This is a genomic window from Rhizobium sp. CF080 (genome assembly GCF_000282095.2).
In the GTDB taxonomy this organism is placed as follows: domain Bacteria; phylum Pseudomonadota; class Alphaproteobacteria; order Rhizobiales; family Rhizobiaceae; genus Neorhizobium.
Window position 1 is genome coordinate 199,064 of the sequence record NZ_AKKC02000009.1, and the last position, 25,544, is coordinate 224,607.

Annotated in this window: 29 protein-coding genes; 22 read left to right on the forward strand and 7 right to left on the reverse strand. The window is 62.4% G+C overall.

Annotation, left to right across the window (positions count from 1 at the left end; translation table 11 throughout):
* Positions 1-18 precede the first annotated feature (18 nt).
* On the reverse strand, positions 19-531 hold the full coding sequence (locus PMI07_RS21180) for a pyridoxamine 5'-phosphate oxidase family protein (protein WP_007759788.1): 513 nt from the start codon (positions 529-531) through the stop codon (positions 19-21).
* Between the two features lie 183 nt (positions 532-714).
* Here PMI07_RS21180 and PMI07_RS21185 point away from each other — a divergent pair, with 183 nt between their 5' ends.
* Entirely contained in the window at positions 715-1,461 is a 747-nt protein-coding gene (locus PMI07_RS21185; protein ID WP_007759789.1) for a YebC/PmpR family DNA-binding transcriptional regulator, read from the forward strand.
* A gap of 57 nt (positions 1,462-1,518) precedes the next feature.
* Here the strand turns inward: PMI07_RS21185 and PMI07_RS21190 are convergent, their stop codons facing one another.
* Together PMI07_RS21190 and PMI07_RS21195 are read right to left on the reverse strand one after the other, a co-directional pair.
* A complete protein-coding gene (locus tag PMI07_RS21190) occupies positions 1,519-2,520 on the reverse strand; it encodes an LLM class flavin-dependent oxidoreductase (protein ID WP_007759790.1) in 1,002 nt (333 codons plus the stop codon).
* A 131-nt stretch (positions 2,521-2,651) separates the two neighbouring features.
* Positions 2,652-4,064 (reverse strand): methyl-accepting chemotaxis protein, encoded by a 1,413-nt coding sequence (locus tag PMI07_RS21195; protein ID WP_024164008.1) that lies wholly within the window; start codon positions 4,062-4,064, stop codon positions 2,652-2,654.
* A 193-nt stretch (positions 4,065-4,257) separates the two neighbouring features.
* On the opposite strand from PMI07_RS21195, the gene ruvC reads away from it, so the two are divergent.
* The 11 genes from ruvC (at position 4,258) to PMI07_RS21250 (ending at position 10,054) form a co-directional block, all read left to right on the forward strand.
* Positions 4,258-4,767 carry a crossover junction endodeoxyribonuclease RuvC gene (gene ruvC / locus PMI07_RS21200; protein ID WP_037078104.1) on the forward strand — a complete coding sequence of 170 codons (510 nt, stop codon included), beginning with the start codon at positions 4,258-4,260 and terminating at the stop codon, positions 4,765-4,767.
* Positions 4,768-4,822: 55 nt separating this feature from the next.
* Complete coding sequence (locus PMI07_RS21205; RefSeq protein ID WP_007765254.1) at positions 4,823-5,071, forward strand: AbrB/MazE/SpoVT family DNA-binding domain-containing protein; 249 nt, start codon at positions 4,823-4,825, stop codon at positions 5,069-5,071.
* Positions 5,072-5,075: 4 nt separating this feature from the next.
* A complete protein-coding gene (locus PMI07_RS21210) occupies positions 5,076-5,489 on the forward strand; it encodes a type II toxin-antitoxin system VapC family toxin (RefSeq protein ID WP_007765255.1) in 414 nt (137 codons plus the stop codon).
* A 12-nt stretch (positions 5,490-5,501) separates the two neighbouring features.
* Entirely contained in the window at positions 5,502-6,119 is a 618-nt protein-coding gene (ruvA, locus tag PMI07_RS21215; protein ID WP_007765258.1) for a Holliday junction branch migration protein RuvA, read from the forward strand.
* Positions 6,120-6,192: 73 nt separating this feature from the next.
* Positions 6,193-6,477 (forward strand): AbrB/MazE/SpoVT family DNA-binding domain-containing protein, encoded by a 285-nt coding sequence (locus PMI07_RS21220; RefSeq protein ID WP_007765261.1) that lies wholly within the window; start codon positions 6,193-6,195, stop codon positions 6,475-6,477.
* On the forward strand, positions 6,474-6,878 hold the full coding sequence (locus PMI07_RS21225; protein WP_007765264.1) for a type II toxin-antitoxin system VapC family toxin: 405 nt from the start codon (positions 6,474-6,476) through the stop codon (positions 6,876-6,878). The genes PMI07_RS21220 and PMI07_RS21225 overlap by 4 nt, the downstream gene beginning before the upstream one ends.
* Complete coding sequence (gene ruvB, locus PMI07_RS21230; RefSeq protein ID WP_007765265.1) at positions 6,875-7,915, forward strand: Holliday junction branch migration DNA helicase RuvB; 1,041 nt, start codon at positions 6,875-6,877, stop codon at positions 7,913-7,915. Before PMI07_RS21225 ends, ruvB begins: the two co-directional genes overlap by 4 nt.
* Entirely contained in the window at positions 7,916-8,812 is an 897-nt protein-coding gene (locus PMI07_RS21235; RefSeq protein WP_007765266.1) for a metallophosphoesterase, read from the forward strand.
* A gap of 4 nt (positions 8,813-8,816) precedes the next feature.
* A complete protein-coding gene (locus tag PMI07_RS21240; RefSeq protein WP_007765269.1) occupies positions 8,817-9,329 on the forward strand; it encodes an NUDIX hydrolase in 513 nt (170 codons plus the stop codon).
* Positions 9,330-9,474: 145 nt separating this feature from the next.
* Positions 9,475-9,696, forward strand: a complete 222-nt coding sequence (locus PMI07_RS21245) for a DUF2945 domain-containing protein (protein WP_007765272.1) — start codon at positions 9,475-9,477, stop codon at positions 9,694-9,696.
* Positions 9,689-10,054 carry a hypothetical protein gene (locus PMI07_RS21250; RefSeq protein ID WP_007765275.1) on the forward strand — a complete coding sequence of 122 codons (366 nt, stop codon included), beginning with the start codon at positions 9,689-9,691 and terminating at the stop codon, positions 10,052-10,054. The genes PMI07_RS21245 and PMI07_RS21250 overlap by 8 nt, the downstream gene beginning before the upstream one ends.
* On the opposite strand, the gene PMI07_RS21255 is transcribed toward PMI07_RS21250, so the two are convergent.
* From PMI07_RS21255 to PMI07_RS21265, 3 genes are all read right to left on the reverse strand, one after another.
* The gene (locus PMI07_RS21255) at positions 10,038-10,925 is read right to left on the reverse strand and encodes an NAD(P)-dependent oxidoreductase (protein WP_007765278.1); all 888 of its coding nucleotides are present in this window, start codon (positions 10,923-10,925) and stop codon (positions 10,038-10,040) included. The two genes, PMI07_RS21250 and PMI07_RS21255, sit on opposite strands and share 17 nt — an antisense overlap.
* Positions 10,922-11,746 (reverse strand): glycosyltransferase, encoded by an 825-nt coding sequence (locus PMI07_RS21260; RefSeq protein WP_024164009.1) that lies wholly within the window; start codon positions 11,744-11,746, stop codon positions 10,922-10,924. Before PMI07_RS21260 ends, PMI07_RS21255 begins: the two co-directional genes overlap by 4 nt.
* A 196-nt stretch (positions 11,747-11,942) precedes the next feature.
* Positions 11,943-13,163, reverse strand: a complete 1,221-nt coding sequence (locus PMI07_RS21265; RefSeq protein WP_007773273.1) for an NAD-dependent epimerase/dehydratase family protein — start codon at positions 13,161-13,163, stop codon at positions 11,943-11,945.
* A 122-nt stretch (positions 13,164-13,285) separates the two neighbouring features.
* Here PMI07_RS21265 and ybgC point away from each other — a divergent pair, with 122 nt between their 5' ends.
* Positions 13,286-13,753 carry a tol-pal system-associated acyl-CoA thioesterase gene (gene ybgC, locus PMI07_RS21270; protein ID WP_007773274.1) on the forward strand — a complete coding sequence of 156 codons (468 nt, stop codon included), beginning with the start codon at positions 13,286-13,288 and terminating at the stop codon, positions 13,751-13,753.
* Positions 13,754-13,761: 8 nt separating this feature from the next.
* On the opposite strand, the gene PMI07_RS21275 is transcribed toward ybgC, so the two are convergent.
* The gene (locus PMI07_RS21275) at positions 13,762-14,427 is read right to left on the reverse strand and encodes a hypothetical protein (RefSeq protein WP_037087887.1); all 666 of its coding nucleotides are present in this window, start codon (positions 14,425-14,427) and stop codon (positions 13,762-13,764) included.
* Between the two features lie 364 nt (positions 14,428-14,791).
* On the opposite strand from PMI07_RS21275, the gene tolQ reads away from it, so the two are divergent.
* From tolQ to glmM, 9 genes are all read left to right on the forward strand, one after another.
* A complete protein-coding gene (gene tolQ / locus PMI07_RS21280) occupies positions 14,792-15,511 on the forward strand; it encodes a protein TolQ (RefSeq protein WP_007773276.1) in 720 nt (239 codons plus the stop codon).
* Between the two features lie 32 nt (positions 15,512-15,543).
* Positions 15,544-15,999 (forward strand): protein TolR, encoded by a 456-nt coding sequence (gene tolR / locus PMI07_RS21285; RefSeq protein WP_007773277.1) that lies wholly within the window; start codon positions 15,544-15,546, stop codon positions 15,997-15,999.
* A 10-nt stretch (positions 16,000-16,009) separates the two neighbouring features.
* A complete protein-coding gene (locus PMI07_RS21290) occupies positions 16,010-17,242 on the forward strand; it encodes a hypothetical protein (protein ID WP_007773280.1) in 1,233 nt (410 codons plus the stop codon).
* A gap of 28 nt (positions 17,243-17,270) precedes the next feature.
* Positions 17,271-18,575, forward strand: coding sequence for a Tol-Pal system beta propeller repeat protein TolB (gene tolB / locus PMI07_RS21295; protein ID WP_007773282.1), 1,305 nt, complete (start codon positions 17,271-17,273; stop codon positions 18,573-18,575).
* 172 nt (positions 18,576-18,747) lie between these two features.
* Positions 18,748-19,281, forward strand: coding sequence for a peptidoglycan-associated lipoprotein Pal (gene pal, locus PMI07_RS21300; protein WP_024164010.1), 534 nt, complete (start codon positions 18,748-18,750; stop codon positions 19,279-19,281).
* 175 nt (positions 19,282-19,456) lie between these two features.
* Complete coding sequence (gene ybgF, locus PMI07_RS21305) at positions 19,457-20,512, forward strand: tol-pal system protein YbgF (RefSeq protein WP_024164011.1); 1,056 nt, start codon at positions 19,457-19,459, stop codon at positions 20,510-20,512.
* Positions 20,513-20,519: 7 nt separating this feature from the next.
* On the forward strand, positions 20,520-21,881 hold the full coding sequence (gene tilS / locus PMI07_RS21310; RefSeq protein ID WP_024164012.1) for a tRNA lysidine(34) synthetase TilS: 1,362 nt from the start codon (positions 20,520-20,522) through the stop codon (positions 21,879-21,881).
* 105 nt (positions 21,882-21,986) lie between these two features.
* Positions 21,987-23,921: an ATP-dependent zinc metalloprotease FtsH gene (gene ftsH / locus PMI07_RS21315; protein WP_007758490.1), complete on the forward strand. Its 1,935-nt coding sequence runs from the start codon at positions 21,987-21,989 to the stop codon at positions 23,919-23,921.
* A gap of 233 nt (positions 23,922-24,154) precedes the next feature.
* Entirely contained in the window at positions 24,155-25,507 is a 1,353-nt protein-coding gene (glmM, locus tag PMI07_RS21320; RefSeq protein WP_007758491.1) for a phosphoglucosamine mutase, read from the forward strand.
* Positions 25,508-25,544: the final 37 nt, after the last annotated feature.

The following is a 25,544-nucleotide window of genomic DNA, read 5'->3' on the forward strand; positions in this document are numbered from 1 at the left end:
GGGCTATTAATCCAGACTCTAGTGGAACTGCGGGAAGGCGAGGTGCTGCTTGACGCCGACATCCGGCATCTTCTCGTCATGCAGGTTGGCCTTGGCGATCTCCCAGCCGAATTTCAGGGTGCTGTCGGTGGAGGCCCAGATTTCCGCGTCGTTGACCCGGAAGGCGAGCAGGGTCAGGAGCGGGTCTTCCTTGCCGTGCTCGAACCAGGCCGATGTCACAGCGCTCCAATATTCGTCGATCTTGGCGCGATCGTTGCGGACTTCCAGCGTGCCGGACAGGCAGGCGTGGTAGTCGTGGCTCTTGCCGATCACGACGAAGTGCGCCCGGCTGCCGGCCTGGATGGCGCGCACCAGATCCGTGTCGGACTTGGTGAAGAACCAGATGGTGTTCGACTTCGGATCGGCATTCGGCGCCATCGGCTGGAAATGCATGTGCGAACCCTCGATACCCAGCATGCCGGCATGGATATTGTTGATCTCGTCCCAGAGTTGACGTTCGGGCGCTTCGCGGGCTTCGGTCAGGCTTGCCATGGATTATCTCCTTTGTTGTTTGTCTCGGTGAACAAACGGCAAGGCTTTGGCTTTGTTCCGGGCCTTGCTTCGGCGAGGCGGTATCGGGAAAAGGCTCGACTTAGCCAGGAAATGCCCTTGAACGGCTTCGGCTTCGAAATTATAAGGCGCCATTCCAGAACAAGTTAAAGTGTCAGGGGTGCCATGGCTGGCCATTCACAGTTCAAAAACATCATGCACCGCAAGGGCAAGCAGGATTCGATCCGGTCGAAGATGTTTTCCAAGCTTGCGCGCGAAATCACCGTCGCCGCCAAGACGGGTCTGCCTGATCCGACCATGAACGCGGCGCTGCGCCTGGCGATCCAGAACGCCAAGGCGCAGTCCATGCCCAAGGACAATATCGACCGGGCGATCAAGAAGGCCTCCGGCTCGGATGCGGAAAACTACGATTCCGTCCGTTACGAGGGTTACGGCCCGGGCGGCACCGCCGTCATCGTCGAGGCGCTCACCGACAACCGCAACCGCACCGCCTCCAACGTCCGCTCGATCTTTACCAAGGCGGGCGGCGTGCTCGGTGAAACCGGCTCGGTTTCCTTCTCCTTCGACCATGTGGGCGAAATCACCTACAAGGCGAGCGTCGGCGATGCGGACAAGGTGATGGAAGCGGCGATCGAGGCCGGTGCCGACGACGTGACCACCGACGAGGACGGCCACACGATCATCTGCGCTTTCGAAAGCCTCGGCGAAGTGTCGAAGGCGCTCGAAGCGACGCTCGGCCAGGCCGAGACGGTCAAGGTGATCTGGCGGCCGCAGAACACGATCGAAGTGGATGAGGAGAAGGCGCAGTCGCTGCTGAAGCTCATCGACAACCTGGAAGACGACGACGACGTGCAGAGCGTCTATTCGAACTTCGAGGTTTCCGAAGAGGTCATGGCCAAGCTTTCGGCCTGATCCGTTCTCGACTGAACAGTTTTGAAGACGGGCTGGCATGACCAGCCCGTCCTTGTTTTATGCCTGGACTTTTTCCATCATCGGGAGCGTCGCGAACAGTTCGACGGACCGCAGCCGGGCCTCGACATCGTGGATCGGCATCGAGATGATCAGTTCGTCAGCGCCGGTTTCTCCCAGGAAATCCCTGAGCTTTGCCTCGACGGTCGCAACGGAGCCGACCGCGGCGTAACGCAGCGTGTGCTCGACATTCATCTTTTCCATCGGCGTCCAGAAACCTTCCATACTGTCGATCGGCTTGGGGAAGCGGGTGCGGACGTTCTTGCGCAGGTTGACGAACTGCTGCTGCGACGAGGTGAAATGGCGCTGCGCTTCGGCATCGGTCTCCGACGCGACGCCCATGACGCCGACCATCATATAGGGCTTGTCGAGTTCGAGCGACGGCTGGAAACGGTCGCGGTAGATCGAGATCGCTTCCATCAGCATGTCGGGTGCGAAATGCGAGGCAAACGCATAGGGCAGGCCAAGCGCTGCGGCAAGGTGGGCGCTGTAGACGCTCGATCCGAGCAGCCAGATCGGCACATGCGAATCCATGCCTGGGGTGGCGAGCAGCCCCTGATCCTTTTCGGGCGTGCCGAGCAGGCGCTGCAGCTCGAGAATGTCGTGCGGAAAACTCTCGGCGCCGGCCTCGAGATTGCGGCGCAGCGCGCTTGCGGTGCGCATGTCGGTTCCCGGCGCCCGGCCGAGGCCGAGGTCGACGCGGCCCGGCAGCAGCGCTTCCAGCGTGCCGAACTGTTCGGCGATGACGAGCGGCGAATGGTTGGGGAGCATGATGCCGCCGGAGCCGACGCGGATGGTCTTGGTCGCGGCACCGACATGGCCGATCACCAGCGCCGTTGCGGCGCTCGCAATGCCCGGCATGCCGTGGTGCTCGGCGAGCCAGACGCGTTTGTAACCCTGCTCCTCTGCCTTGATCGCCAGGCGGCGGGACTGGTCGAGCGCGTCGCTCACGGAATATCCTTCACCGACGGGTGAAAGATCGAGAATGGAAAAAGGGATCATCGGCACGTCCTGGAGGCGGAATAACTGACAGAGTGTTCCACTTATCTAGGCAGCCTTGTCCAGAAATACGACCCCACAGCCGGCGGAAAAACGACCGTCCCGCAGGACCATGGGAGACGGCTTCTCCGACGTCACGATTTGACGAGCCGGAGGTGCGAACCGGGTTTCACGGGTTTGCGGCTTTCCGGCACCGCCACGCCTCCCGGGCTCAGGATCGTGACCGGGGTGAAGCGTGCGGCATGATGGGCCATCGCGCCGATTTCGCGGCTCATGCGGCCGACCTTCGTCGTCAGCGCATCCAGGGCTCCGACCTGATCGCGGCTTGCCTTGGCAAGCGTCGTCATCGTGGTCCTGACGGCTGCAACCGCCTCGATTTCCTTCACGGAGTGTGCCGCGATCGCCTCCACATGGCCCTGCAAGGCATCCGCATAGACCGTCATCGCATCCAGCTCTCCGCCCGCCTTGGCGACCGACCTGCCACCGACTTCGGCCGCTTCCGCCGACCTGCGGGACAATCCGGAGATCTCCTTCGCCGCCTCGGCGGCCCGCTCGGCAAGCCCGCGGATTTCCTTGGCCACCGTCTTGAAATCTCTCTCGGTCTCCCCCGAACGGGCCGCTTCTATACCGGCGTTGAGGGCGAGCATGTTGGCCTGGAAAGCGATGTCCTGGATCGTCGCGGTGGCGGGCTCGATCTTCAGCGATGCCTTGCGGACGGCCTCCATCGCCACTGTTGCGGCCTGCATCATCTGCTTCGATGGACGCATGTCGAGCCGGGCATTGTGGGCGATGTCGGCAGTGTGTTGTGCCTGCATCTTTCGCACCTTGAGCGTTTCGGCGAGCGCCCCGACGTCGGCGGCGGTCTTGGCGAGGGCTGCCGTCAGGCGGCCGCCGGCCTCGGCGGTTTCCGCCATGCCGTCGCGGGTTGCGGCGCAGGTCGTGTAAAGGCCATGCGCGCCGTTGCCGATCACTCCGAGTACGTCTTCAAGGGTCGTCAGGGCATGGTTGAAATCGGCGCGCAGGCCCTCGTATTCTTCGGGAAACGGCATCTCGAGCCGGACGGTGAGATCGCCGACCGCAAGCCGCCGCAGGCCGCCGTTGAGCGCTTCGACCACGGTCGTCAGATCGCGTGCCTCATCTCGGGCAGCCTCGATGTCGCGCGCGTGGACTTTCTCCGCGACCGCCTCCCGCCGTTCGCGTTCCTCTTCGTCTTCGATCAGGCGGGTGAGATGATCGCGGCAAAGCCGCTCCAGCGACCGGGAGATCGAGCCGATTTCGTCGGTGCGCGCCAGGTGTTCGGGTGGCACCGCCGTATGGCCGGCGGCGATCTCCGAAGCGGTTCCGGCGACCTTTCGCAACGGATTGATGAGCGCGGCGGCCAGAGCGACGGTGACGAGGGACAGGGTGATCAACGACACCGTGATGCCCAGCATCTCGAAAGACGTCAGCTCATCGGCGACATAAAAGAGGAGCCCCGCGAGAATCCCATTCTGCGCCAGCACAAGCCCGATCACCTTGACGGATAGGGAATGATGTCTGCCTATCATGGCTGCCTCCTCACATTGCGTTCAAGCCGCGGAATTGCAACGCGCGGGGCGTGCAGCCGTTGCCGCCGGCAGGCTCAAAACGGGAAAACCTTCCCGACATGGTTACTCAAAGGTAAACGGCGGCCCCAAACCTCGTTTTCGGTTTGTTCACATTCTCATGGCACTGGATAGGGCTTCAGGATAGGGTATGGGCATGACAGGCACGATTCGCATCATCGGCATCGACCCGGGGCTTCGGCGCACCGGCTGGGGCATCATCGAGACGCTCGGCAACAGCCTGAAATTCGTTGCTTCCGGCACGGTGACCTCGGATGGCGACATGGATCTCGCCTCCCGCCTCTGTCAGCTGCACGACGGGCTTGCGGAAGTGGTGCATGCCTACCAGCCGGACGAGGCAGCCGTCGAACAGACCTTCGTGAACAAGGACGCCGTCGCGACGCTGAAGCTCGGCCAGGCGAGGGGCGTCGTCATGCTGGTGCCGGCAAGGGCCGGGCTACCGGTTGCCGAATATGCGCCGAACGCGGTCAAGAAATCGGTGATCGGAGTCGGCCACGGCGAAAAGCAGCAGATCCACATGATGCTGAAGATCCTGATGCCCAAGGCGGAGTTCAAGGGCAATGACGCGGCCGACGCGCTGGCGATCGCCATATGCCACGCCCATAACCGCGGCGGCCAGCGCATGCGCGCGGCCCTCGCCGGCTAGTTTGTTCTTGACTTGTTCCGGGTGGGCCGATAAGTAATACTTCAGAGGTATTACCATGCGTGTCACGGAAAAAGGCCAGGTTACGATCCCCAAAAATGTCCGTTCCAATCTGGGGATTGAACCGGGCAGCGAGGTGGAATTTGTTCTTCGCGAGGGTGAGGCCGTGCTTCGCCGTGTTGAGCCGTCTCGCGAGGAGGTGGAACGCAATGTTCGCGCGCTCGTGGATCACCTCAGGCGGCATCAGGGGTCCATGTCTCTCGGCGATATGAGCGGCGAGGAATTTTATCGTCTTCTGAGGGACTGATTTTATGGCGACCCTTGTCGATACGAATGTCCTGATCGACGTGTTCCACACGCGGAGCGCCTTCACCGAATGGTCGACCGAACAATTGGCGGCTGCCCAGATAAACGGGCCGCTGCTGATCAATCCGTTGATTTATGCGGAAATGGCTGCCGGTTACGCGACGAGCGAAGAGCTGGAATCGGCACTAGCGCCCAGTCTTTTCAGGCGGGAGGATCTCCCTTGGCAGGCTGCCTACGCGGCAGGCCACGCCTTTCTGCAGTACCGCCGCCTGGGCGGTGACAAACGTTCGCCGCTTCCCGATTTCTACATTGGTGCCCATGCGGTGGTCAAAGGCTACAGGCTGCTCAGCCGGGATGTCGCAAGGTACCGGACCTATTTTCCTTTGATTTCCATCATCTCCCCCGAAACCCATCCCTGACGGACATCTTTCATGATCGGCAAGCTCAAAGGCACTATCGATGAGATCGGCGACGACTATGTGCTCGTCGACGTTCATGGTGTTTGTTACGAGGTTTTCTGCTCGTCACGGGTGCTGTCGAAGATGGGGTCGGCCGGCGAAGCGGTGGTGCTGTTCATCGAGACCTATGTGCGCGAGGACCAGTTCAAGCTTTTCGGCTTCCTGACGGCGCTGGAGCGGGAATGGTTCAACCTGCTGCAGAGCGTGCAGGGCGTCGGCGCCAAGGTGGCGCTTGCCGTGCTCTCGACCTTGACCCCGTCCGAGCTCGCCAATGCGATCGCGCTGCAGGACAAGACGACGGTTTCGCGCGCGCCGGGTGTCGGGCCGAAGGTCGCGGTGCGTATCGTCACCGAACTCAAGAACAAGGCGCCCGCCTTTGCCGGCGAAGCCTCGGTCAATATCGGCCTCAAGCAGGAGCTTGGCGAGGGCGTGGCGGCGGCACCGGTCGCCGACGCCGTCTCGGCGCTCACCAATCTCGGTTATTCGCGCGACCAGGCGGCGAATGCGGTTGCCGCGGCGCTCAAGAACGGCGGCGAGGGGGGCGACAGTGCGAAGCTCATTCGGTTGGGACTGAAGGAGCTGGCGCGGTGAGTGGATAATTTGTGATTTTGTCGGAATAATCGTATTATTTCCGCCAATTGTAGTTTTGTTGGAGAAGTGCGCCATGGGTTGGACGCTTACGCTTTCTGCCAAGGGGCAGTTGACGATACCCAAAGACGTGCGGGAGATGATCAATTTGCATCCGGGGGATGAGGTTGTTTATTCGGTGGTGAACGGAGATCTCGTGATCACGCCAAAAAACATCGATTTCGGCGATCTTGTCGGTCTTCTCGGCAACCCACCGAACGGGCCTGCAACATTGGAGGAAATCGATGCCGCCGTGATGACCGCTGGCGGAGCCAACGTCCTCGATACCGGCGACGATGAACAGGCGGATGCAGCAGAATGATCTTGCTGGGACTTGATACCAACGTCATTTTGCGAACGCTGATCGCGGATAACGCACTCCAAGTGGCGGCCGTGGCGGAGTTTGCAAAAGGACTGGGCCGAGAATATTCTGCTTTCGTGACACTGATCAGCCTGCTCGAACTCGATTGGGCCCTTCGTTCCCAATACGGTTTCAAGAAGAAGGAAGTCGTACTTGCCATTGGAAAGCTGCTGCGGACGCGCGGTCTTGTCATAGAAAACCAGGCCCTTGTCGTCGCTGCGCTCTGGCAGGTTGAAAACACGAACATGGATTTCGCAGATGCCCTCATCGCCGGGCGCTCACTGGAAGAGGGATGCAAATCCATTAAAACCTTCGATAAAAAGGCGGCTTCGCACATCCCCGGAATGGAACTTCTCGCATGAGTGAACCCGCCCGCCTGATAACGCCGGAAAAGCGGGGCGAGGACCTGGATACGACGCTGCGCCCGCAGTCGCTGGACGAGTTCACCGGCCAGGCGGAGGCGCGCGCCAACCTCAAGGTGTTCATCGAGGCGGCGAAGAACCGCGGCGAGGCGCTGGATCACGTGCTGTTCGTCGGCCCGCCGGGGCTTGGGAAGACCACGCTGGCGCAGATCATGGCCAAGGAACTCGGGGTCAATTTCCGCTCCACCTCCGGCCCGGTCATCGCCAAGGCGGGCGATCTGGCGGCGCTGCTCACCAATCTCGAAGACCGCGACGTGCTTTTCATCGACGAAATCCACCGGCTCAATCCGGCGGTCGAGGAAATCCTCTATCCGGCGATGGAGGACTTTCAACTCGACCTGATCATCGGCGAAGGTCCGGCGGCGCGGTCGGTGAAGATCGACCTGTCGAAATTCACGCTGGTTGCCGCCACCACGCGTCTCGGCCTCCTGACCACGCCGCTGCGCGACCGCTTCGGCATTCCGGTGCGTCTGGCATTCTACACGGTCGACGAGCTGGAACTGATCGTGCGGCGTGGGGCGCGGCTGATGGGCCTGCCGATCACCGATGACGGCGCCCGCGAGATCGCCCGCCGTGCCCGCGGCACGCCGCGTATCGCCGGGCGGCTCTTGCGCCGGGTGCGCGATTTCGCCGAGGTGGCGAGGGCCGAGGCGGTGACGAAGGAGATCGCCGACGAGGCGCTGACCCGCCTTCTGGTCGACAATATGGGCCTCGACCAGCTCGACAAACGCTACCTCAACATGATCGCCGTCAATTTCGGCGGCGGCCCTGTCGGCATCGAGACGATCGCAGCCGGTCTTTCCGAACCGCGCGATGCGATCGAGGACATTATCGAGCCCTACATGATCCAGCAGGGTTTCATCCAGCGCACGCCGCGGGGCCGCGTTTTGACCGCAAATGCGTGGAAACATCTTGGGCTCCAGCCGCCCAAGGATCTCGAGGCGGCGCAATTCCGGATGTTCACTGAGGATGATTGATTGATTTCCCGCCGCGGGTTCCTGACGTCTCTTACGGGCAGTGTCGCGGCGTTTCTGGCGTTGGCCGGATATGCGGTGGCCGAGCCGCTGGTGCGGCTGAGGGTCGCCCGGAATGCGCTGACGCCGCCGGGCTGGACGCCGGGGCTGAAGCTGCGGATCGTGGCGCTGGCGGACTTTCATGCCTGCAAACCCTGGATGCCGGCTGAGCGGATCGCCTCGATCTGCGAAGCCGCCAATGCGCTCGAACCCGATGTCATCCTGCTGCTCGGCGATTATATCTCGGGCATGCGTTTCATCACCGATCACGTTCCGCCGGACGCCTGGGCCGGTGCGCTTTCGACCCTGAAGGCGCCGCTCGGCACCCATGCCATTCTCGGCAATCACGACTGGTGGGAGGATAGCGAGGTCCAGGCGAGCGGCGATGGCATCCCCTTCGGCCGTACGGCGCTCGAAGCGGCGGGCATTCCCGTCTACAGCAATCGGGCGGCGCGGTTCGAGAAGGATGGCAGGCCTTTCTGGCTGGCCGGCGTCGAGGACCAGATCGCGCTGCTTCCCGACCAGAAGACGCGTCGCTGGACGCGCGGCAAGGATGACCTTCCGGCCACGCTTGCGCAGATCACGGACGATGCTCCCGTCATCCTGATGGCCCATGAGCCGGACATCTTCCCCAAAGTCCCCGAACGGGTGTCGCTCACCCTTTCCGGCCATACCCATGGCGGGCAGGTGCGGTTGCTCGGTTATACCCCGGTCGTTCCGTCCCGGTATGGCAACCGTTATGTCTACGGGCACGTGCAGGAAGGCGGGCGCAATATCATCATTTCCAGCGGGCTCGGCTGTTCCGGTCTGCCCATCCGCTTCGGCGTGCCGCCGGAAATCAACGTGATCGATCTAGGATAACCGCATGGCAGGCCGCACCCGCATCCGCATCAAGACGAAGAACAAACGCATCTTTCAGATGCGGATCGCCGGGCTCGGCTTTCGGGACGGGTATGTGCTGGTGCATCGGGCCGTGGACGAGGCGTTCTGGACGTTTCCGGGCGGCAGGGCGGAGATCGGCGAGACATCGGAAGATACGCTCAGGCGCGAGATGGTCGAGGAAATCGGTGTCGAGGTGACGGTCGGGCGGCTGCTCTGGTCGGTCGAGAATTTCTTCCACTACGAAGACCGCGACTGGCATGAGCTCGGTTATTATTACCTGATGGAGATTCCCGAGACGTTTCCGTTTCATGCGACCGACATCGTCCACCGGATCAAGGATGAGCACGATCTGGAATTCAAATGGGTGCCGGCGACGACCGAGGCGCTCCGGGCACTCGACATCCCGCCCTATTTCATCGCCGAAGAGATCGAGAACCTGCCGGCAAGCCCGCGTCATCTCGTCTGGCGCGACGGCGATCTCGACCTGAAATCCTAAATACGGATTGTTCGGCATTCGGTTGGACTTGAGAGGCCGCTACCGGCGCCTTTCATGGAACGCGTGCCGCAGGCGCTTTCGCTCGCCCGCATTCCGGCGGGAACATCTGCGCGTGGCTTTCCGTTCTCCCCGAAAGGAGAACGCCATGCAGAAGATCGAGGTCGAAAACGAGGTCGCATGGACCTGGGGGCGATCCGAAGCCCGGGGCAAGGTCACCCAAAAGTTCACCGGCGACGTGGAGCGCAGGATCAAGGGTAAGACGATCAAGCGCAAGGCGAATGCCGATGAGCCCGCCTTTTTGATCGAGCAGGAAGATGGTGACCGCGTTCTCAAGAGTCAGTCCGAACTGAGGAAGACCCATGGATAGCGAAATCCCCGATCATATCCCGCCCGCCGAAGTGGCGCAGGCTGCCGAAAAGGGCTTGAAGCTCCGCTCCCAGTACCGCCGTGGCGGCACGATGGTCGGCGTGGCCAGGGCCCGCGACCTGAAGAACCGCAAGTCGATCTCGGAAAAGACGGTGCGGCGGATGGTGAGCTATTTTTCCCGCCACAAGGCGGACAAGCGGGCCGAGAATTTCGGCGACGACGAAAATCCCTCGACCGGTTATATCGCCTGGCTGCTCTGGGGTGGCGATGCCGGCCAGAAATGGGCCGAGGAACACAAGAAGGCGATCGAAAAGGCAAAGAACGAGGCGAAGATGCGGCGCTTCACGCAGTCGCATTGAGAGAGCGTGCAAGCTCCTCGATCGTTTGCCGCAAGAGATCGGCCCCGCCGGGTTGCCAGCCGAGCGCCCGCAACCTGTCCGTCGACATGAGACTGACCGCGCCGCGATCTGCGGACGGCGGCAGATCATGGAGGACACCCGGCAGGTGGCCGAGGATTTCAGTCGTGTCGGTCAGGATGTCCGACGCGTTGAAAACCTGGCCGGCGATCCTGCCGGTTTCGGTTTCCAGCAGGAGACGAACGGCGGCGGCGACATCGCGGCCGTGGATCTCCGTTCCCGCACGCGACGGAACCGGCCGACCGGCCAGGTAATCCGCAAACAGCCCATCCCATTTGTTGGGGCGAAGATTGCCGTAGACGCCGGTAAGCCTGAGAGACGATGTGGCAAAGCCAGGGGCCGACAGGTGTGCCAATGCCTGCTCGGCACAGAGCTTGATCTCGCCGTAGAGGCTGCCGGGCTCCAAGACAATATCTTCGCTGAGCAGCGTTCCCGCTGCTTGTCCGTCATAAACGGCCCGGCTCGACAGGAAGACTGTGCGGCGTGTGCCGGCCTTCCTGGCCGTCTCGAACAGCTTCACTGTGCCGTCGAGGTTCAGCCGGCGGAAGCGTTCGGGATCGTCGCCTTCGCCGCCGCGGTATTTTCCGGGCAGATGGTCGAAGGCGGCGTGGACGAAGAAATAGGCCTCGTCGAAAGCGTCGATCTGGTCGAGGGCGGGATCGAGCGAGAGGGAGACGAATTCGACAGGTCTGGAAAAGAAGTCAGGCGCCGGCGGCGTGCGGCCTCCGACAATCACCTGATATCCGGCATCCAGCAGGCCTTCGACGATATAACGCCCGACCAGGCCGGTCCCGCCGGAGACCAGAACCTTCATCGAGGCTCTCCCGGCGTCGGCAGGGAGGCGAGGGCGGGGATCTCGCGGCCCTCGTAAAACGCCTGCCAGAGGTCGATCAGTGGCCGCAGCCGGTCCGCCTTCGGGTGATCCTTCTCCCACGGCTTCTCATACTGGTAGTGCAGCACGCCGATCCTCTCCCAGTTCCAGAGATCCGGCATGTTGAACCAGACATATTGCAGCATGTTCATGAAGATCGGCAGTCCATGCCAGTCGGGGAAGAACGTCTCCAGAAACGTCTGGTCGGTGCGGCGCCAGAAGGCGTCCGACCGGTCGAGCGCCGCGAGCATCCTGTCGAATGTCTCGCCGGAAGGTTTGGCGACGAAGACGCCGGAATTCAGCCGGTGAAAGTCCGAGAGGTTTTGGTAGACGTTCGGGGCGGCGGAGAATTCCGGATAGGAAAACAGCTTGTCGATCGGCTTCAGCACCAGGGCATCTGCATCAATGAATACGCAGGTCTCGTATTCGGTGAGCAGCCAGAGCCTGAGCTTGCAGAAATTGTCGAGCGGCGTGTGAAAGTCCGGCTTGCGGCCCTTGGTGAAGGGCGCGGCGCCGTGGAGGCTCTTTCGCTGATGCCGTTCGTTGAAGGCGTCGGATAGCGGCAGGTGTTCGACCTTCACCATCCGGCAGCCGAGGGCCTCGAGCGGGGCGAGGGAGGGGCGCTCGACGCCGCCGGTATGGAGGACGACGATATCGGCCTCGGTACCGGTGCGGCGGATGGAGCGGGCAAGGGCGGTGGCGCCCATCGCGTAGTCGGCATTGGTGACAAGGGTGACGAAGGCGTTGGTCATGATGTCGCTCATGGGGTGCGGTGCCCTCCACACGCTCCCTCATTCCTGTGCTTGTCACAGGAATCCAGTGCGCCCAAGTCCTTGGGCGCGAGATATGCGCTTGATGTGGAAGAAGAGCCTTTCACGGCGCAGACGCGCCGTGGCTGGATTCCTGTGACAAGCACAGGAATGAGGCAGGGTGGGGCGAGCCGCGGCATTCCCGTCCCGCTCACGACACAGACTTCAACCGCACACCCTCCGGGTCATGCTCCACCTTCGCCGCAATATCCCTGGTCCAGGCGGAGACGGCCGGAACGCGTGATCTGTCAACGCGATAGGCGTATTTCTTGGCAACATCGACGATCTCGCCAAGCAGCCCCTCGCCGAGCGTTGTCGGTTCGAGGCCGAGGCCAAGGAATTTCTCGTTCTTCACCACCAGCTCGTTTTCCGGCGCTTCCTTGCGCGGGTTGGGCAGCCAGGCGATCCGCGAACCGGTCATTTTCGAGATCATCTCGGCAAGATCGCGCACCCGGTGGGTCTCGGTCATCTGGTTGAAGATCTCGACGCGGCTGCTCCGTGCCGGCGGATTGTCGAGTGCGATCTCGATGCAGCGGACCGAATCCTGGATGTGGATGAAGGCGCGGGTCTGGCCGCCGGTACCGTGGACGGTGAGCGGATAACCGATGGCCGCCTGGATGAGAAAACGATTCAAGACCGTTCCGTAATCCCCGTCATAGTCGAATCTATTGATCAATTGCGGGTGGCGGCGGGTCTGCTCGGTATGGGTGCCCCAGACGATGCCCTGATGCAGGTCGGTGATCCGCAATCCGTCGTTCTTCGCGTAGAACTGGAAGAGCTGCTGATCGAGGCATTTGGTCATGTGGTAGATCGAGCCGGGATTGCTCGGATAGAGGATTTCCTGGGAGACGGTGCGGCCGTCGGCGGTCTCGATGCCGACCGGCAGGTAACCTTCCGGGATCGCCGCGCCGACCGTCGAATAGCCGTAGACGCCCATCGTGCCGAGATGCACGAGATGCGCGTCGAGATCGAGTTCGACCAATGCATTCAAAAGGTTATGGGTGGCGTTTACATTGTTGCTGACGGTGTAGTTCTTGTGCCGGTCGCTCTTCATCGAATAGGGCGCGGCGCGCTGCTCGGCGAAATGGATGACGGCGTCAGGGCGGTGTTTCGCCAGCCAGCCCTTCAGGAGCTCGTAGTCTTTGGCAAGATCGATCAGGTGGAAATGGATGCGGCGGCCGGTTTCGGCATGCCAGATGCGGGTGCGTTCCTGGATGCTGTCCATCGGCGTCAGCGACTGGACGCCGAGTTCGGTATCGATCCAGCGGCGGGAGAGGTTGTCGAGGATATGGATCTCGTGACCGGCATCGGACAGGTGAAGCGATGTCGGCCAGCCGACGAAACCGTCACCGCCCAGAACTGCAATCTTCATGGGTTACTCTCCGCTGGTTTTCGACTGATTTCCTGATAGGGAGGATATGTGACAGGACTTCGAAACTGGGGCGAGATTACGGGCTTATCCAGTGGAGCAGAGGAAATTTCCAAGGCAAGGCCATGAAGGAATACAATTTTCTGCTATCGGGCGAGTTGATGGAAGGCGGCCATCGGCTGGCCCAGCGCGTCTATTATGAAGACACGGATTTTTCGGGCCTCGTCTATCACGCCCGCTACCTGCACTTCCTGGAGCGCGGCCGCACCGACTATCTGCGCTGCCTCGGCTGCGAGCAGAGCGCGCTGCTTTCCGCCGAGGAGGAGGGGCTGGTCTTCGTCGTCCACCGGATGGAGATCGACTTCAAGCAGCCGGCCCGCATGGACGATATCCTGATGATCCAGACGGTCACCGAAAAGGCGGGCGGCGCCAAGATGGTGCTCAACCAGGAGATCCGTCGCGGAGACACGCTGCTGATCGCCGCGAAAGTGGTGATCGCCGTGATCAACAGGCACGGGCGTCCGCGCCGGCTGCCGGAAAGCGTGGCGGAAAAGTTCCTCGGGCGATCGGCCGAGCAGGTTAATCCGATTTAAGACGGGACCTACATGCCGCCGCAGGCATGTTGCGAATCGGCCATCGCCCAGCTCTGGCCGGTGCGGGCATTGGTGACGAAATATTCGCGGCCCCGGTCGTCGCCCGGCGGGCAGCGTTTGGGAATGGAAATCAGGCACATGGTCACCTTGTCGCCGGGCTTCGAGGCGATCAGCGCCTCTTCGCGTGCGTAGGAGACCTGGTAGCCGTCATTGGCGTATTCGATGCCGGTGCCGGCATTGTAGTCCTCGTCCTTGACGGGATCCTCGCCGACTCGCGGATGGACGCCGGTCACGTTCGTCACCGTGCACTGGCCGATCTTCATGGGCAATGTGGGGGAGGGCTTGGCCCGCCCGGCCGCGATCGCGCTGGCGGTGATGTCCGCCGGGATGCTCTTAGGCCCGCCGAGTTCTCCGAGGATCGCGATATACGTGCTCAGCACGCAGGATCGGTCGGAGCCGCAGGCTGACCGGTCACTCTTGAAATCGCGCAGCACTTGGCGCGTCTCCACCTTGCGCTCCTTTTCGGCCTTTTCCTGGACCCGCGGAAGCACCGTATCCAGCGCCGAAAGAAGCGGATCGTTGCAGACGATCCGTTCATCCGGGGAGGGCACCCCCTTGCAGTCGGACGGGGCGGCATGGGCCGCCCCCGCGACCAACATCGTCAAGGCTATCATCACTGCGCGCCACATGGTTTGTCCCCAAAAATCCGATTTCGCAGTGTCATAATCCCTGAATGAGAAAAAACTAAGTTGTGAGTCGCCGGCTTTCCTTGTCCCAACTTCAAGTGATCTGGGAACTCGCGATTGCAAGGCCCGCCTAAACCTTTCGTTAACGATAATGGTGTCTTACTGAGACATGAGGAATTTGTGCAACGCACGCCTTCCTTTGACCAAAATTGAAAGCGAGAAGCCAAGCTTGAAGCTCAGGGTATCTTGGGGTTAGGGCTAAGCGCTTCCGGCGATCAAAGACATACTCGCGAGAGCGCGCTTTTGAACCGCCCGGTCCTTAAAGCCGGGCGTTTGGATTCGGGGATAGTAGATGGAACAGGTAGGTTTGGCGGCAGCGGCGAGCGAAGTGAGCCTCTGGTCGCTGTTCATGCAGGCTGGTCTGGTCGTCAAACTGGTGATGATCGGCCTTATCGGCGCATCGGTCTGGACCTGGGCGATCGTGATCGACAAATATATCAGCTTCGGCAAGGCCAAGCGTCAGTTCGACCAGTTCGAGCAGGTGTTCTGGTCCGGCCAGTCGCTGGAAGAGCTTTACCGCACGCTGTCGGAGCGCACGAACACAGGCCTTGCGGCGATTTTCGTCGCCGCCATGCGCGAGTGGAAAAAAAGCTTCGAGCGCGGTGCGCGCTCGCCGATCGGTCTGCAGATGCGTATCGACCGGGCGATGGACGTCACCATGTCGCGCGAGGCGGAAACCTACGAGGCGCGCCTCGGTTCGCTGGCGACGATCGGTTCCGCTGGTCCCTTCATCGGCCTGTTCGGTACCGTCGTCGGCATCATGACCTCGTTCCAGGCGATCGCCGGTTCGAAGTCCACCAACCTTGCGGTCGTCGCGCCGGGTATCGCCGAAGCGCTGCTCGCCACCGCGATCGGCCTCGTCGCCGCCATTCCGGCAGTTATCGCCTACAACAAGTTCACCGCCGATGCCGGCAAGCTTTCGGGCCGCATGGAAGGTTTTGCGGACGAGTTCTCCGCCATCCTGTCGCGCCAGATCGACGAGAAGCTGCAGCCGCGCCAGGCGGCGCAGTAAAGGCCTTTCGGGCTCTCGAGGAGTAACGTCTCATGGGTATGTCTGCCGGAGGAGCAAAGTCATCGGGTGGCGGTCGTCGCAGGCGCGGCGGACGGCGCGGCGGTGCGATCAGCGAAATCAACGTGACGCCGCTTGTCGACGTCATGCTCGTGCTGCTCATCATCTTCATGGTGGCGGCACCGATGATGACCGTCGGCGTGCCGATTGACCTGCCGGAAACGCAGGCGAAGCCGATGAACGCCGATACCCAGCCGATCACCGTTTCGGTCAATCCGAAGGGCGAGATCTATCTGCAGGAAACGCCGATCGCCCTCGAGGAGATCGTGCCGAAGCTGCAGGCGATCGCCACCACAGGCTATAACGAGCGCATCTACGTGCGCGGCGATACGACCGCGGCCTACGGCGTCGTGATGAAGGTCATGGCCCGCATTTCTTCTGCCGGTTACAAGAATATCGGCCTCGTCACTCTTCAAGAACAGGCGAAGTGATCGCGGCGCCATGAAGGTCAGTCTCGGCACATCGCTGGTCCTACACTCGCTGGTCCTCGGCCTGGCGCTCGTGTCGCTGAGCGCGCCGGCGTCTTTCGAGGTGGCCGACGTCGAGGCCGTGCCTGTCGAGATCATCTCCGACACCCAGATGATGCAGGGCGACAAGAAGGCTCCGCCGGCTGAAAAGCCGTCCGTAAAGCCGACGACCAACAAGAAGGTCGTCGATAATGCCCAGAATTCCGGCGAAAATGACGTTGATCTGAAGAGCCCGCCGACGCCCACGAGGAAACCGGTGCAGAACGAGACGGCGGCCGCGCAGAAGCCCGTCGAGCGCCCGGTTCCGACCCCGACCGAAGAGCAGAACCAGGTTAAGGACGTGGTGAAGGAGGAGACTGCGCCGAAGCCGGCGGAAGTCGCCGCTCTGCCGCAGCCGAAGCCGGAGATCACCCCGCCGATCCCGAAGCCGGAGCCGACACCGCCGGTCCCGACCCCTGCAAAGCCCGAGCCGAAGCCGGAGGCCGCAAAGCCGACGCCTGCGCCGGTGCAGGCCGAAAACACGTCCGATACGGGCGAGTTGCCGCCGCAGGTGGCGACACCGGTCTCCAAGCCGACGCCGCCGAAGCCCGAGCCGCCGAAGCCGGAACCGCCCAAGGAACAGGCGAAGCCGGTGGAAAAGCCGCAGCCGCCGAAACCCGATACCAAGCCGGCCGAGACCGCCACCGCGATGGACAGCAAGGCGACCCAAAGCGCGCCACAGACCGACAAGAAGGATGGCAAGAAGCAGGAGACCGCCAAGGCCTCGTCTTCGAAGTCCAGCGACTTCAATGCCGACCAGATCGCCTCGCTGCTCAACAAGCAGGATGCGTCGGGTGGCGGCGCCAAGCGCTCGTCGACGCCGGTCTCGACAGGCAGCACGAAGCCGTCCAGCGGTGCCAAGCTCAGCCTGAGCGAGATGGATGCGCTGCGCGGCCAGATCGCCAACAACTGGAACACCATTGCCGGCCTCGACGGCCTCAAGGGCATGGTCATCCGTGTCAGGATGAAGCTCGATCAGTCGGGCGCGATCGTCGGAGATCCGGAAGTATCGTCGAGCGGTGGTTCCGACAATGTTCGCAGCACCATGGAGGCCAGCGCCCGCCGCGCGGTGTTGCGGTCTTCTCCCTTCAAGAATCTTCCTTCGGAAAAATATGACTCTTGGAGCGAAGTCGTCGTCAATTTCGATCCCAGCGACCTGGGTCTCTAATAGGAAGTAGCTGAAAGGCTTTAGTATTATGATCAGACGTTTCTTCCTCGGCCTCATGTTGGCCGTTGCCGGCGTGGCGGCAATCTCCTCCCCGGCCAACGCTCTCGTCGAGATCAACATCAACAAGGGCAATGTTCAGCCGCTGCCGATCGCGGTGACGGATTTCCTGTCGAACAACGAGCTCGGTGCCCAGATTTCCCAGGTGATCGCCGCAGACCTGCAGCGCTCCGGGCTTTTCGCGCCGATCAACAAGAGCGCCTTCATCGAGAAGATCTCCGATCCCAACAAGGCGCCTCGCTTCGAGGACTGGAAGGTCATCAATGCGCAGGCACTGGTGACGGGCCGGATCACCCGCGAAGGCGACGGGCGCCTGCGGGCCGAGTTCCGCCTGTGGGATACGTTTGCCGGCAGCCAGATGACCGGCCAGCAGTTCTTCACCCAGCCGGAGAACTGGCGCCGTGTCGCACATATCATCGCCGATGCGATCTACAAGCAGATCACCGGTGAGAACGGCTATTTCGACACCCGCGTCGTGTTCGTCTCGGAAAGCGGGCCAAAGACCGCCCGCCAGCGTCAGCTGGCGATCATGGACCAGGACGGCTTCAACGTCCGCATGCTGACCAACACCAAGGATATCGTGCTGACGCCGCGCTTCTCGCCGAGCCGGCAGGAAGTCACCTACATGTCGTTCGAGGGCAACCAGCCGCGGGTCTACCTGCTGCAGCTGGAGACCGGGCAGCGCGAAGTGGTCGGCAATTTTCCGGGCATGACGTTTTCGCCGCGGTTCTCTCCGGACGGCCAGAAGGTCATCATGAGCCTGCAGCAGGAAGGCAATTCCAACATCTATACGATGGACCTGCGCTCGCGCACCACGACGCGGCTCACCTCCACCGCCGCGATCGACACGTCGCCGTCCTATGCGCCGGATGGCGGGCGCATCGCGTTTGAAAGCGACCGCGGCGGCCGCCCGCAGATCTACGTGATGAACGCGGACGGCTCCGGCCAGACCCGCATCTCCTTCGGCGACGGCTCCTATTCGACGCCGGTCTGGTCGCCGCGCGGCGATCTGATCGCCTTCACCAAGCAGTCGGGCGGCAAGTTCTCGATCGGCGTCATGAAGCCGGACGGTTCGGGCGAGCGCATCCTGACGAGCGGCTTCCACAACGAAGGTCCGACCTGGGCGCCGAACGGCCGCGTGCTGATGTTCTTCCGCCAGAATGCCGGCGCCGGCGGTCCGCAGCTCTATTCCATCGACCTGACCGGCTATAACGAACTCCAGGTCAAGACCCCGTCCTACGGTTCGGATCCGGCCTGGTCGCCGCTGCTCGAATAGGCGATTGAGGCAAAAGAGGCGGTTTTGCGCCTCTTTCCCGCCCCAATCTGCTGGAAATGAACGAAAATGGACACCGGGAATATTTTGTTAACCATAAGAATTTGATCATGGTTAACCGAACCCGGTTAGAATCTGGAAACTCTGAAAGTTACTGATCAAGGAGAGACCGGCCATGAGCCGCATCGATACTTCGGCCATGAGCCGCATGCAGATCCTCGCCCGCAATCCTGCCGTCATCGCGCTGACGCTGGCACTTGCGCTCGCCGGCTGCGCCAACAAGAAGAACCTGCCGAACAATGCCGGTGAGCTCGGCCTCAACGGCGCCGGCGCCGCAACGCCCGGCTCGACCCAGGACTTCACCGTCAATGTCGGCGACCGCATCTTCTTCGACACCGATAGCACCTCGATCCGCGCCGACGCTCAGCAGACGCTCGACCGTCAGGCCCAGTGGCTGGCCCGCTATCCGAACTACGCGATCACGGTCGAAGGCCATGCCGACGAACGCGGTACGCGCGAGTACAATCTCGCGCTCGGCGCCCGCCGTGCTGCCGCCACCAAGGAATATCTCGCCTCGCGCGGTGTTCCGGCGAATCGCATGAAGACCATCTCCTACGGCAAGGAACGCCCGGTTGCCGTCTGCGACGACATCTCGTGCTGGTCGCAGAACCGTCGCGCCGTCACCGTTCTCGGCGGCGCTGGTATGTGATCCGCGCCACAGGCTGATAATAAAAGGCGGTCTTCGGGCCGCCTTTTTGTTTTTTCCATAGTTTGGCCCTGTTTTCCGGGATTTTTGATCTGGAACTCGGTTGCTTTTTGCCGGCAGTTGGAAAAATCTCCTCTCGCGCCAATCCGGCGCAGACTAAAGAGCAGGACGGACAAAGATGAAGAAACTTGTCTTGGCAGCGATGCTGGGGCTGATGGCGACGAGCGCCCCGGCCGGGGCTTTGTCGCTGCCGAAACTCTTCCAGGGCAGCAATCAGCCTGCTGCAGAACAGCCGCGGGAAGCCACTCCGCCCCCGGTCATTCTGGCGCAGAGCAATGAGGCAGTCCGTATCCAGCAGCTCCAGGAACAGATCCGGCAGTTGAACGGGCGGATCGAGGAAATGAGTTTTCAGCTGCTGCAGATGCAGGAGCAGATCCGCAAGACGCAGGAAGACAACGAATTCCGCTTCCAGGACCTGGAAAAGAAGAAGAGAACCGAAGTTGACGACGCGGCCGGGAAACCGGCCGTGGCGTCCAATCGGCTTCCCGCCGCCCAACCTCCGTCGCAGCCGTCGACCGCTCCCGTCCAATCCTCCGACGATGTCGCCCGGATCATCGAATCGCCGTCCGACCAGGGCCTCGGCGCGGCGACCGCACCCGGCCGCGCCCCGCCACCGACGACGCTCGGTTCGATCGAACTCGACCAGAGCGGCAATCCCCGCGGCGCGTCGCGTAACGACCGGGCCAACAATGCCGCCGGCCTTCCGGGCGTCGATACCGGTCCCCAGGTTTCGCCCCGGGCGCCGTCGACGCCGACGGGCAGACCCGACCCGCAGCAGACCGCCTCGCTCGGCAGCGAGAACGATGCCTATCAGACCGCCTACAACCATGTGCTGGCCGGCGACTATCCGCTCGCCGAGAAGGAATTCAACGGCTACCTGGCGGCCTATCCGAAGGGCGCCAAGGTGGCGGATGCAAGCTTCTGGCTCGGCGAGTCGCAGTATTCCCAGGGCAAGTACAACGACGCCGCCAAGACCTTCCTCAACGCGCACCAGACTTACGGCAAGTCGCCCAAGGCGCCGGAAATGCTCCTGAAGCTCGGCATGTCGCTGGCCGCGCTCGACAATACCGACACCGCCTGCGCCACCCTCAAGGAAGTCAGCCGCCGTTATCCGAGTGCGCCCAAGGCCGTGCTCGCCAAGGTGGGCAGCGAACAGAAGCGTCTCGCCTGCTGATCCGCCCGTGACCGCCGGCCCGAAGATCCTGTCACCCGAACAGGCGGCCGAGCGGCTGATCGCCGATATCGCCAGACCCGCGCGCCTTCTCGTCGCGGTTTCCGGGGGCAGCGATTCCACCGGGCTTCTGATCGCCCTTTCGAATTTCATTTCCGACGGTTCCGGCCTGTCGCTTTTCGCGGCGACGATCGATCATGCGCTGAGACCCGAATCCGCGGACGAGGCGCGTGCCGTCGCGGCCCTTTGCGGCAAACTCGGCATCCCGCATTTCATCCGCCGCTGGGAAGGGGAGAAACCCCCGACCGGCGTTTCCGCCGCCGCTCGCGAGGCACGCTACCGGCTGCTGATGGACGTCGCCGACGCGATCGATGCGACTGCGATCGTCACCGGCCATACGATCGACGACCAGGCGGAAACCATCGCCATGCGTGCCGCTCGCAACGAGGGCGAGGAAAATTCGGGCCTCGCCGGCATGGCGCAGGCGGTGCTTCTCGATCGCCGCCGCTGGCTGCTCAGGCCGTTTCTCGGCAGCCGCCGGGCCGATATCCGCGACTTCCTCACGAGACAGCGGCAGGGCTGGATCGACGACCCCAGCAATATCGATCCACACTACGAGCGGGTGAGGGTGCGTGGCCAGCTGGAGCAGGAAAGCCCGTTCGATACCGCCGCCCAGGCATTGGCCGCCGCGCGGCGCACGGCGCTTTCCGACGAGGCCGCGCGGCTGCTTCGTGAGCATGTGACGATCGCCCATGGTGTTTTGGCGCATATCGATCCCGTGGGACTGCAGGGGGATGCGGCGGTACGGCGGCATGCATTGTCCTTGCTCGCGGCGGTGCTCGGTGGCAGGGCACATGCGCTCGGCAGCGACAGCCTGGACCGGGTCATGGCCTTTCTCGACGGCGGCCAGCCCGGCCGCATCACCGCTGGCCGGGTGATCTTCGACCGGCGCCGCGACGGGCTCTATCTTGTGCGCGAAAACCGCGGCATACTGCCGCTGCATGTTCCGCCGGGCGGCACCGTCATCTGGGACGGCCGCTACCGCATCACGAACCCGGCCTCTGCCGACATCGTCGTCGGCCCGACCGCACCGGATCGCGACGAAGCATTGGCCCTTTTTCCAGATGTGCCGCCCGCGATCGCCATGCGCGCCGTGGCAGCGATGCCTTTCATCGAATCCAATGCCCTTCTTTCGACGGAGGATCGCCAAAACAAAGGGGTGGCCGAACGAAGTATCGTCCAGCCTCTCCTTGCGCCTTTCGACCGTTTTTTGCCGCAGTTCGAGCTTACTCTCGGCATTCAGTTCGCGGTTTTGCTCGGATGCGACGTTTTCCCCCGGCTACCAGTTAAGGATTCCTCACGGAAAAGGTAGGCGGCGACACCGGTTCGCCTTGGCAAGGACTTGCCGCAACCCTATGTTATGCGGCAAGCAAGGCGGCCGCCTCAAGAAGCTGGCCGTCGCAGTCCGGGGAGTTCAATGAACCCAAACTTTCGTAATATCGCCCTCTGGGTCATCATAGCCCTCCTGCTGGTCGCATTGTTCAGCATGTTCCAGACGGCGCCGTCGCAGACCAGCTCGCGTGAGGTCCCATATTCGCAGTTCCTGCGGGATGTGGATTCGGGGCGAGTGCGGGATGTCGTCGTCACGGGCAATCGGGTGCTCGGCACCTACAATGAAAACGGCTCGGGGTTTCAGACCTATTCGCCCGTCATCGACGATTCGTTGATGGATCGGCTGCAGGCCAAGAACGTCACCATCGTCGCACGCCCGGAAACGGACGGATCCTCGGGGTTCCTCAGCTATCTCGGCACGCTGCTGCCGATGCTGCTCATCCTCGGCGTCTGGCTGTTCTTCATGCGGCAGATGCAGGGCGGGTCGCGTGGCGCGATGGGCTTCGGCAAGTCCAAGGCCAAGCTTCTCACCGAAGCGCATGGCCGCGTGACGTTTGAAGACGTCGCCGGCGTCGACGAAGCCAAGCAGGATCTCGAAGAAATCGTCGAATTCCTGCGCGATCCGCAGAAGTTTCAGCGGCTCGGCGGCCGTATCCCGCGCGGCGTGCTGCTTGTCGGCCCTCCGGGTACCGGTAAGACGCTGCTTGCCCGTGCGATTGCCGGTGAAGCGAACGTGCCCTTCTTCACCATTTCCGGTTCCGACTTCGTCGAAATGTTCGTCGGCGTCGGTGCAAGCCGCGTGCGCGACATGTTCGAGCAGGCGAAGAAGAATGCGCCCTGCATCATCTTCATCGACGAAATCGACGCGGTCGGCCGTCATCGTGGCGCCGGTCTTGGCGGCGGCAACGACGAACGCGAACAGACCCTCAACCAGCTCCTCGTCGAGATGGACGGTTTCGAAGCCAATGAAGGCATCATCCTGATCGCCGCGACCAACCGTCCGGACGTTCTCGACCCGGCGCTGCTGCGTCCAGGCCGTTTCGACCGTCAGGTCGTCGTGCCGAACCCGGATATCGTCGGCCGCGAGCGCATTCTCAAGGTTCACGCCCGCAACGTGCCGCTGGCTCCGAATGTCGATCTCAAGGTTCTCGCCCGCGGTACGCCCGGCTTCTCCGGTGCCGACCTCATGAACCTCGTCAACGAAGCCGCCCTGATGGCCGCGCGCCGCAACAAGCGCATGGTCACCATGAGCGAGTTCGAAGACGCCAAGGACAAGATCATGATGGGCGCCGAGCGCCGCTCGTCGGCGATGACCGAAGCGGAAAAGAAGCTCACCGCCTATCACGAAGCCGGTCACGCCATCACCGCGCTGCATGTCGCCGTCGCCGATCCGCTGCACAAGGCGACGATCATTCCCCGCGGCCGTGCACTCGGCATGGTCATGCAGCTGCCGGAAGGCGACCGCTATTCGATGAGCTACAAGTGGATGGTGTCGCGCCTCTGCATCATGATGGGCGGCCGCATCGCGGAAGAGCTCACCTTCGGCAAGGAGAACATCACCTCCGGCGCGTCCTCGGATATCGAGCAGGCCACCAAGCTTGCCCGCGCCATGGTCACCCAGTGGGGCTTCTCCGACGAACTTGGCCAGGTCGCCTACGGCGAGAACCAGCAGGAGGTCTTCCTTGGTCACTCGGTCTCGCAGTCGAAGAACGTTTCGGAAGCAACCGCGCAGAAGATCGACAACGAAGTGCGCCGTCTGATCGACGAGGCCTATACCCAGGCGCGTGAGATTCTCACGACCAAGCACGACGAGTTCGTGGCGATCGCCGAAGGCCTGCTCGAATACGAGACGCTGTCGGGCGAAGAGATCAAGGCCTTGATCAAGGGCCAGAAGCCGTCGCGCGATCTCGGCGACGATGCACCTCCGGCCCGTGGTTCGGCCGTGCCGAGCGCCGGTTCGAAGAAGGACGAGCCGAAGGGCGGCGAGCCGGAAAGCGGTCTCGAACCCCAGCCGCATTGAACCTTCCTCACTCAATTTGAAAGCCGCCGTGGAGCGATCCGCGGCGGCTTTTGCTTGGAAGGGTTTATTTATGAGTAACGGGATATAATCGATTTTGACGCTAATTTATGTGCTTGTGCCGTTAATCTATGGCATGAGCCAAGCTTCAGGCCGGTTTTGCCGTCTAACATGGAGCGGGGTTCGATTCCCTGGCTTAGGCCGCGACGTTCAGGCGCGATGACGAAGGAGCTTATATGACACGCCGCTATTTTGGCACCGATGGCATTCGCGGACAGTCCAACATCCATCCGATGACGCCGGATCTGGCGATGCGCGTCGGCATCGCCGTCGGCACGATCTTTCGCAACGGCAATCATCGCCACCGGGTGGTGATCGGCAAGGATACGCGCCTCTCCGGCTACATGCTGGAAAACGCCATGGTGGCAGGTTTCACCGCCGCCGGTCTCGACGTCTTCCTCCTCGGGCCGATCCCGACGCCAGCCGTCGCCATGCTCACCCGCTCGCTGCGTGCCGATGTCGGCGTGATGATCTCCGCCTCGCACAATCCTTACGAGGACAATGGCATCAAGCTGTTCGGCCCGGACGGCTATAAGCTTTCCGACGAGCTCGAAATGCGCATCGAGGACCTGCTCGACAGCGACCTGCATTCGCAGCTCGCCAAATCCGGCGATATCGGCCGGGCCAAGCGCGTCGAGGGCGACATTTACCGCTATATCGAACATGTGAAGCGCACGCTGCCGCGCGACGTCACGCTGCATGGCCTGCGCGTCGCGATCGATTGCGCCAATGGCGCGGCCTACAAGGTGGCTCCGTTGGCGCTGTGGGAACTCGGCGCCGAGGTGGTGACGATCGGCAACGAGCCCAACGGTACCAACATCAATCTCGACTGTGGCTCGACCAGCCCGGAAGCGCTGCAGAAGAAGGTGCATGAAGTGCGCGCTGATATCGGCATCGCACTCGATGGTGACGCCGACCGGGTGATCATCGTCGACGAGCGCGGCGAGATCGTCGATGGCGACCAGCTGATGGCTGTCATCGCGGAGAGCTGGGCCGAGGACCGGAAGCTCAAGGGCGGCGGTATCGTTGCGACCGTGATGTCCAATCTCGGCCTTGAACGTTTCCTTAATGCCAAGGGTCTCGATCTGGCCCGCACCAAGGTCGGTGACCGTTATGTCGTCGAGCACATGCGCAATAACGATTTCAACGTCGGCGGCGAGCAGTCCGGCCATATCGTGCTTTCCGATTTCGGCACGACCGGCGACGGCCTCGTCGCGGGCCTGCAGGTTTTGGCGCGGGCGAAGCGCCTCGGCCGACCGATCAGCGAGGTCTGCCGCCGTTTCGATCCCGTGCCGCAGCTTCTGAAAAATGTCCGCTTCCAGGGCGGCAAGCCGCTGGAGGACGTGATCGTCCGCCAGGCTATCGCCGACGCGGAAGCCGAGCTCGCCGCCAAGGGCCGCCTGGTCATCCGCCCGTCCGGCACCGAGCCGTTGATCCGGGTGATGGCGGAAGGCGACGATCGCGGACAGATCGAACGCATCGTCGACGGCCTCGTCGGCGTCATCGCCAACGTCCGCAACGCGGCCTGAGGACATGGTCTCAATGAAAAGGCCACCCGCGGTTTTC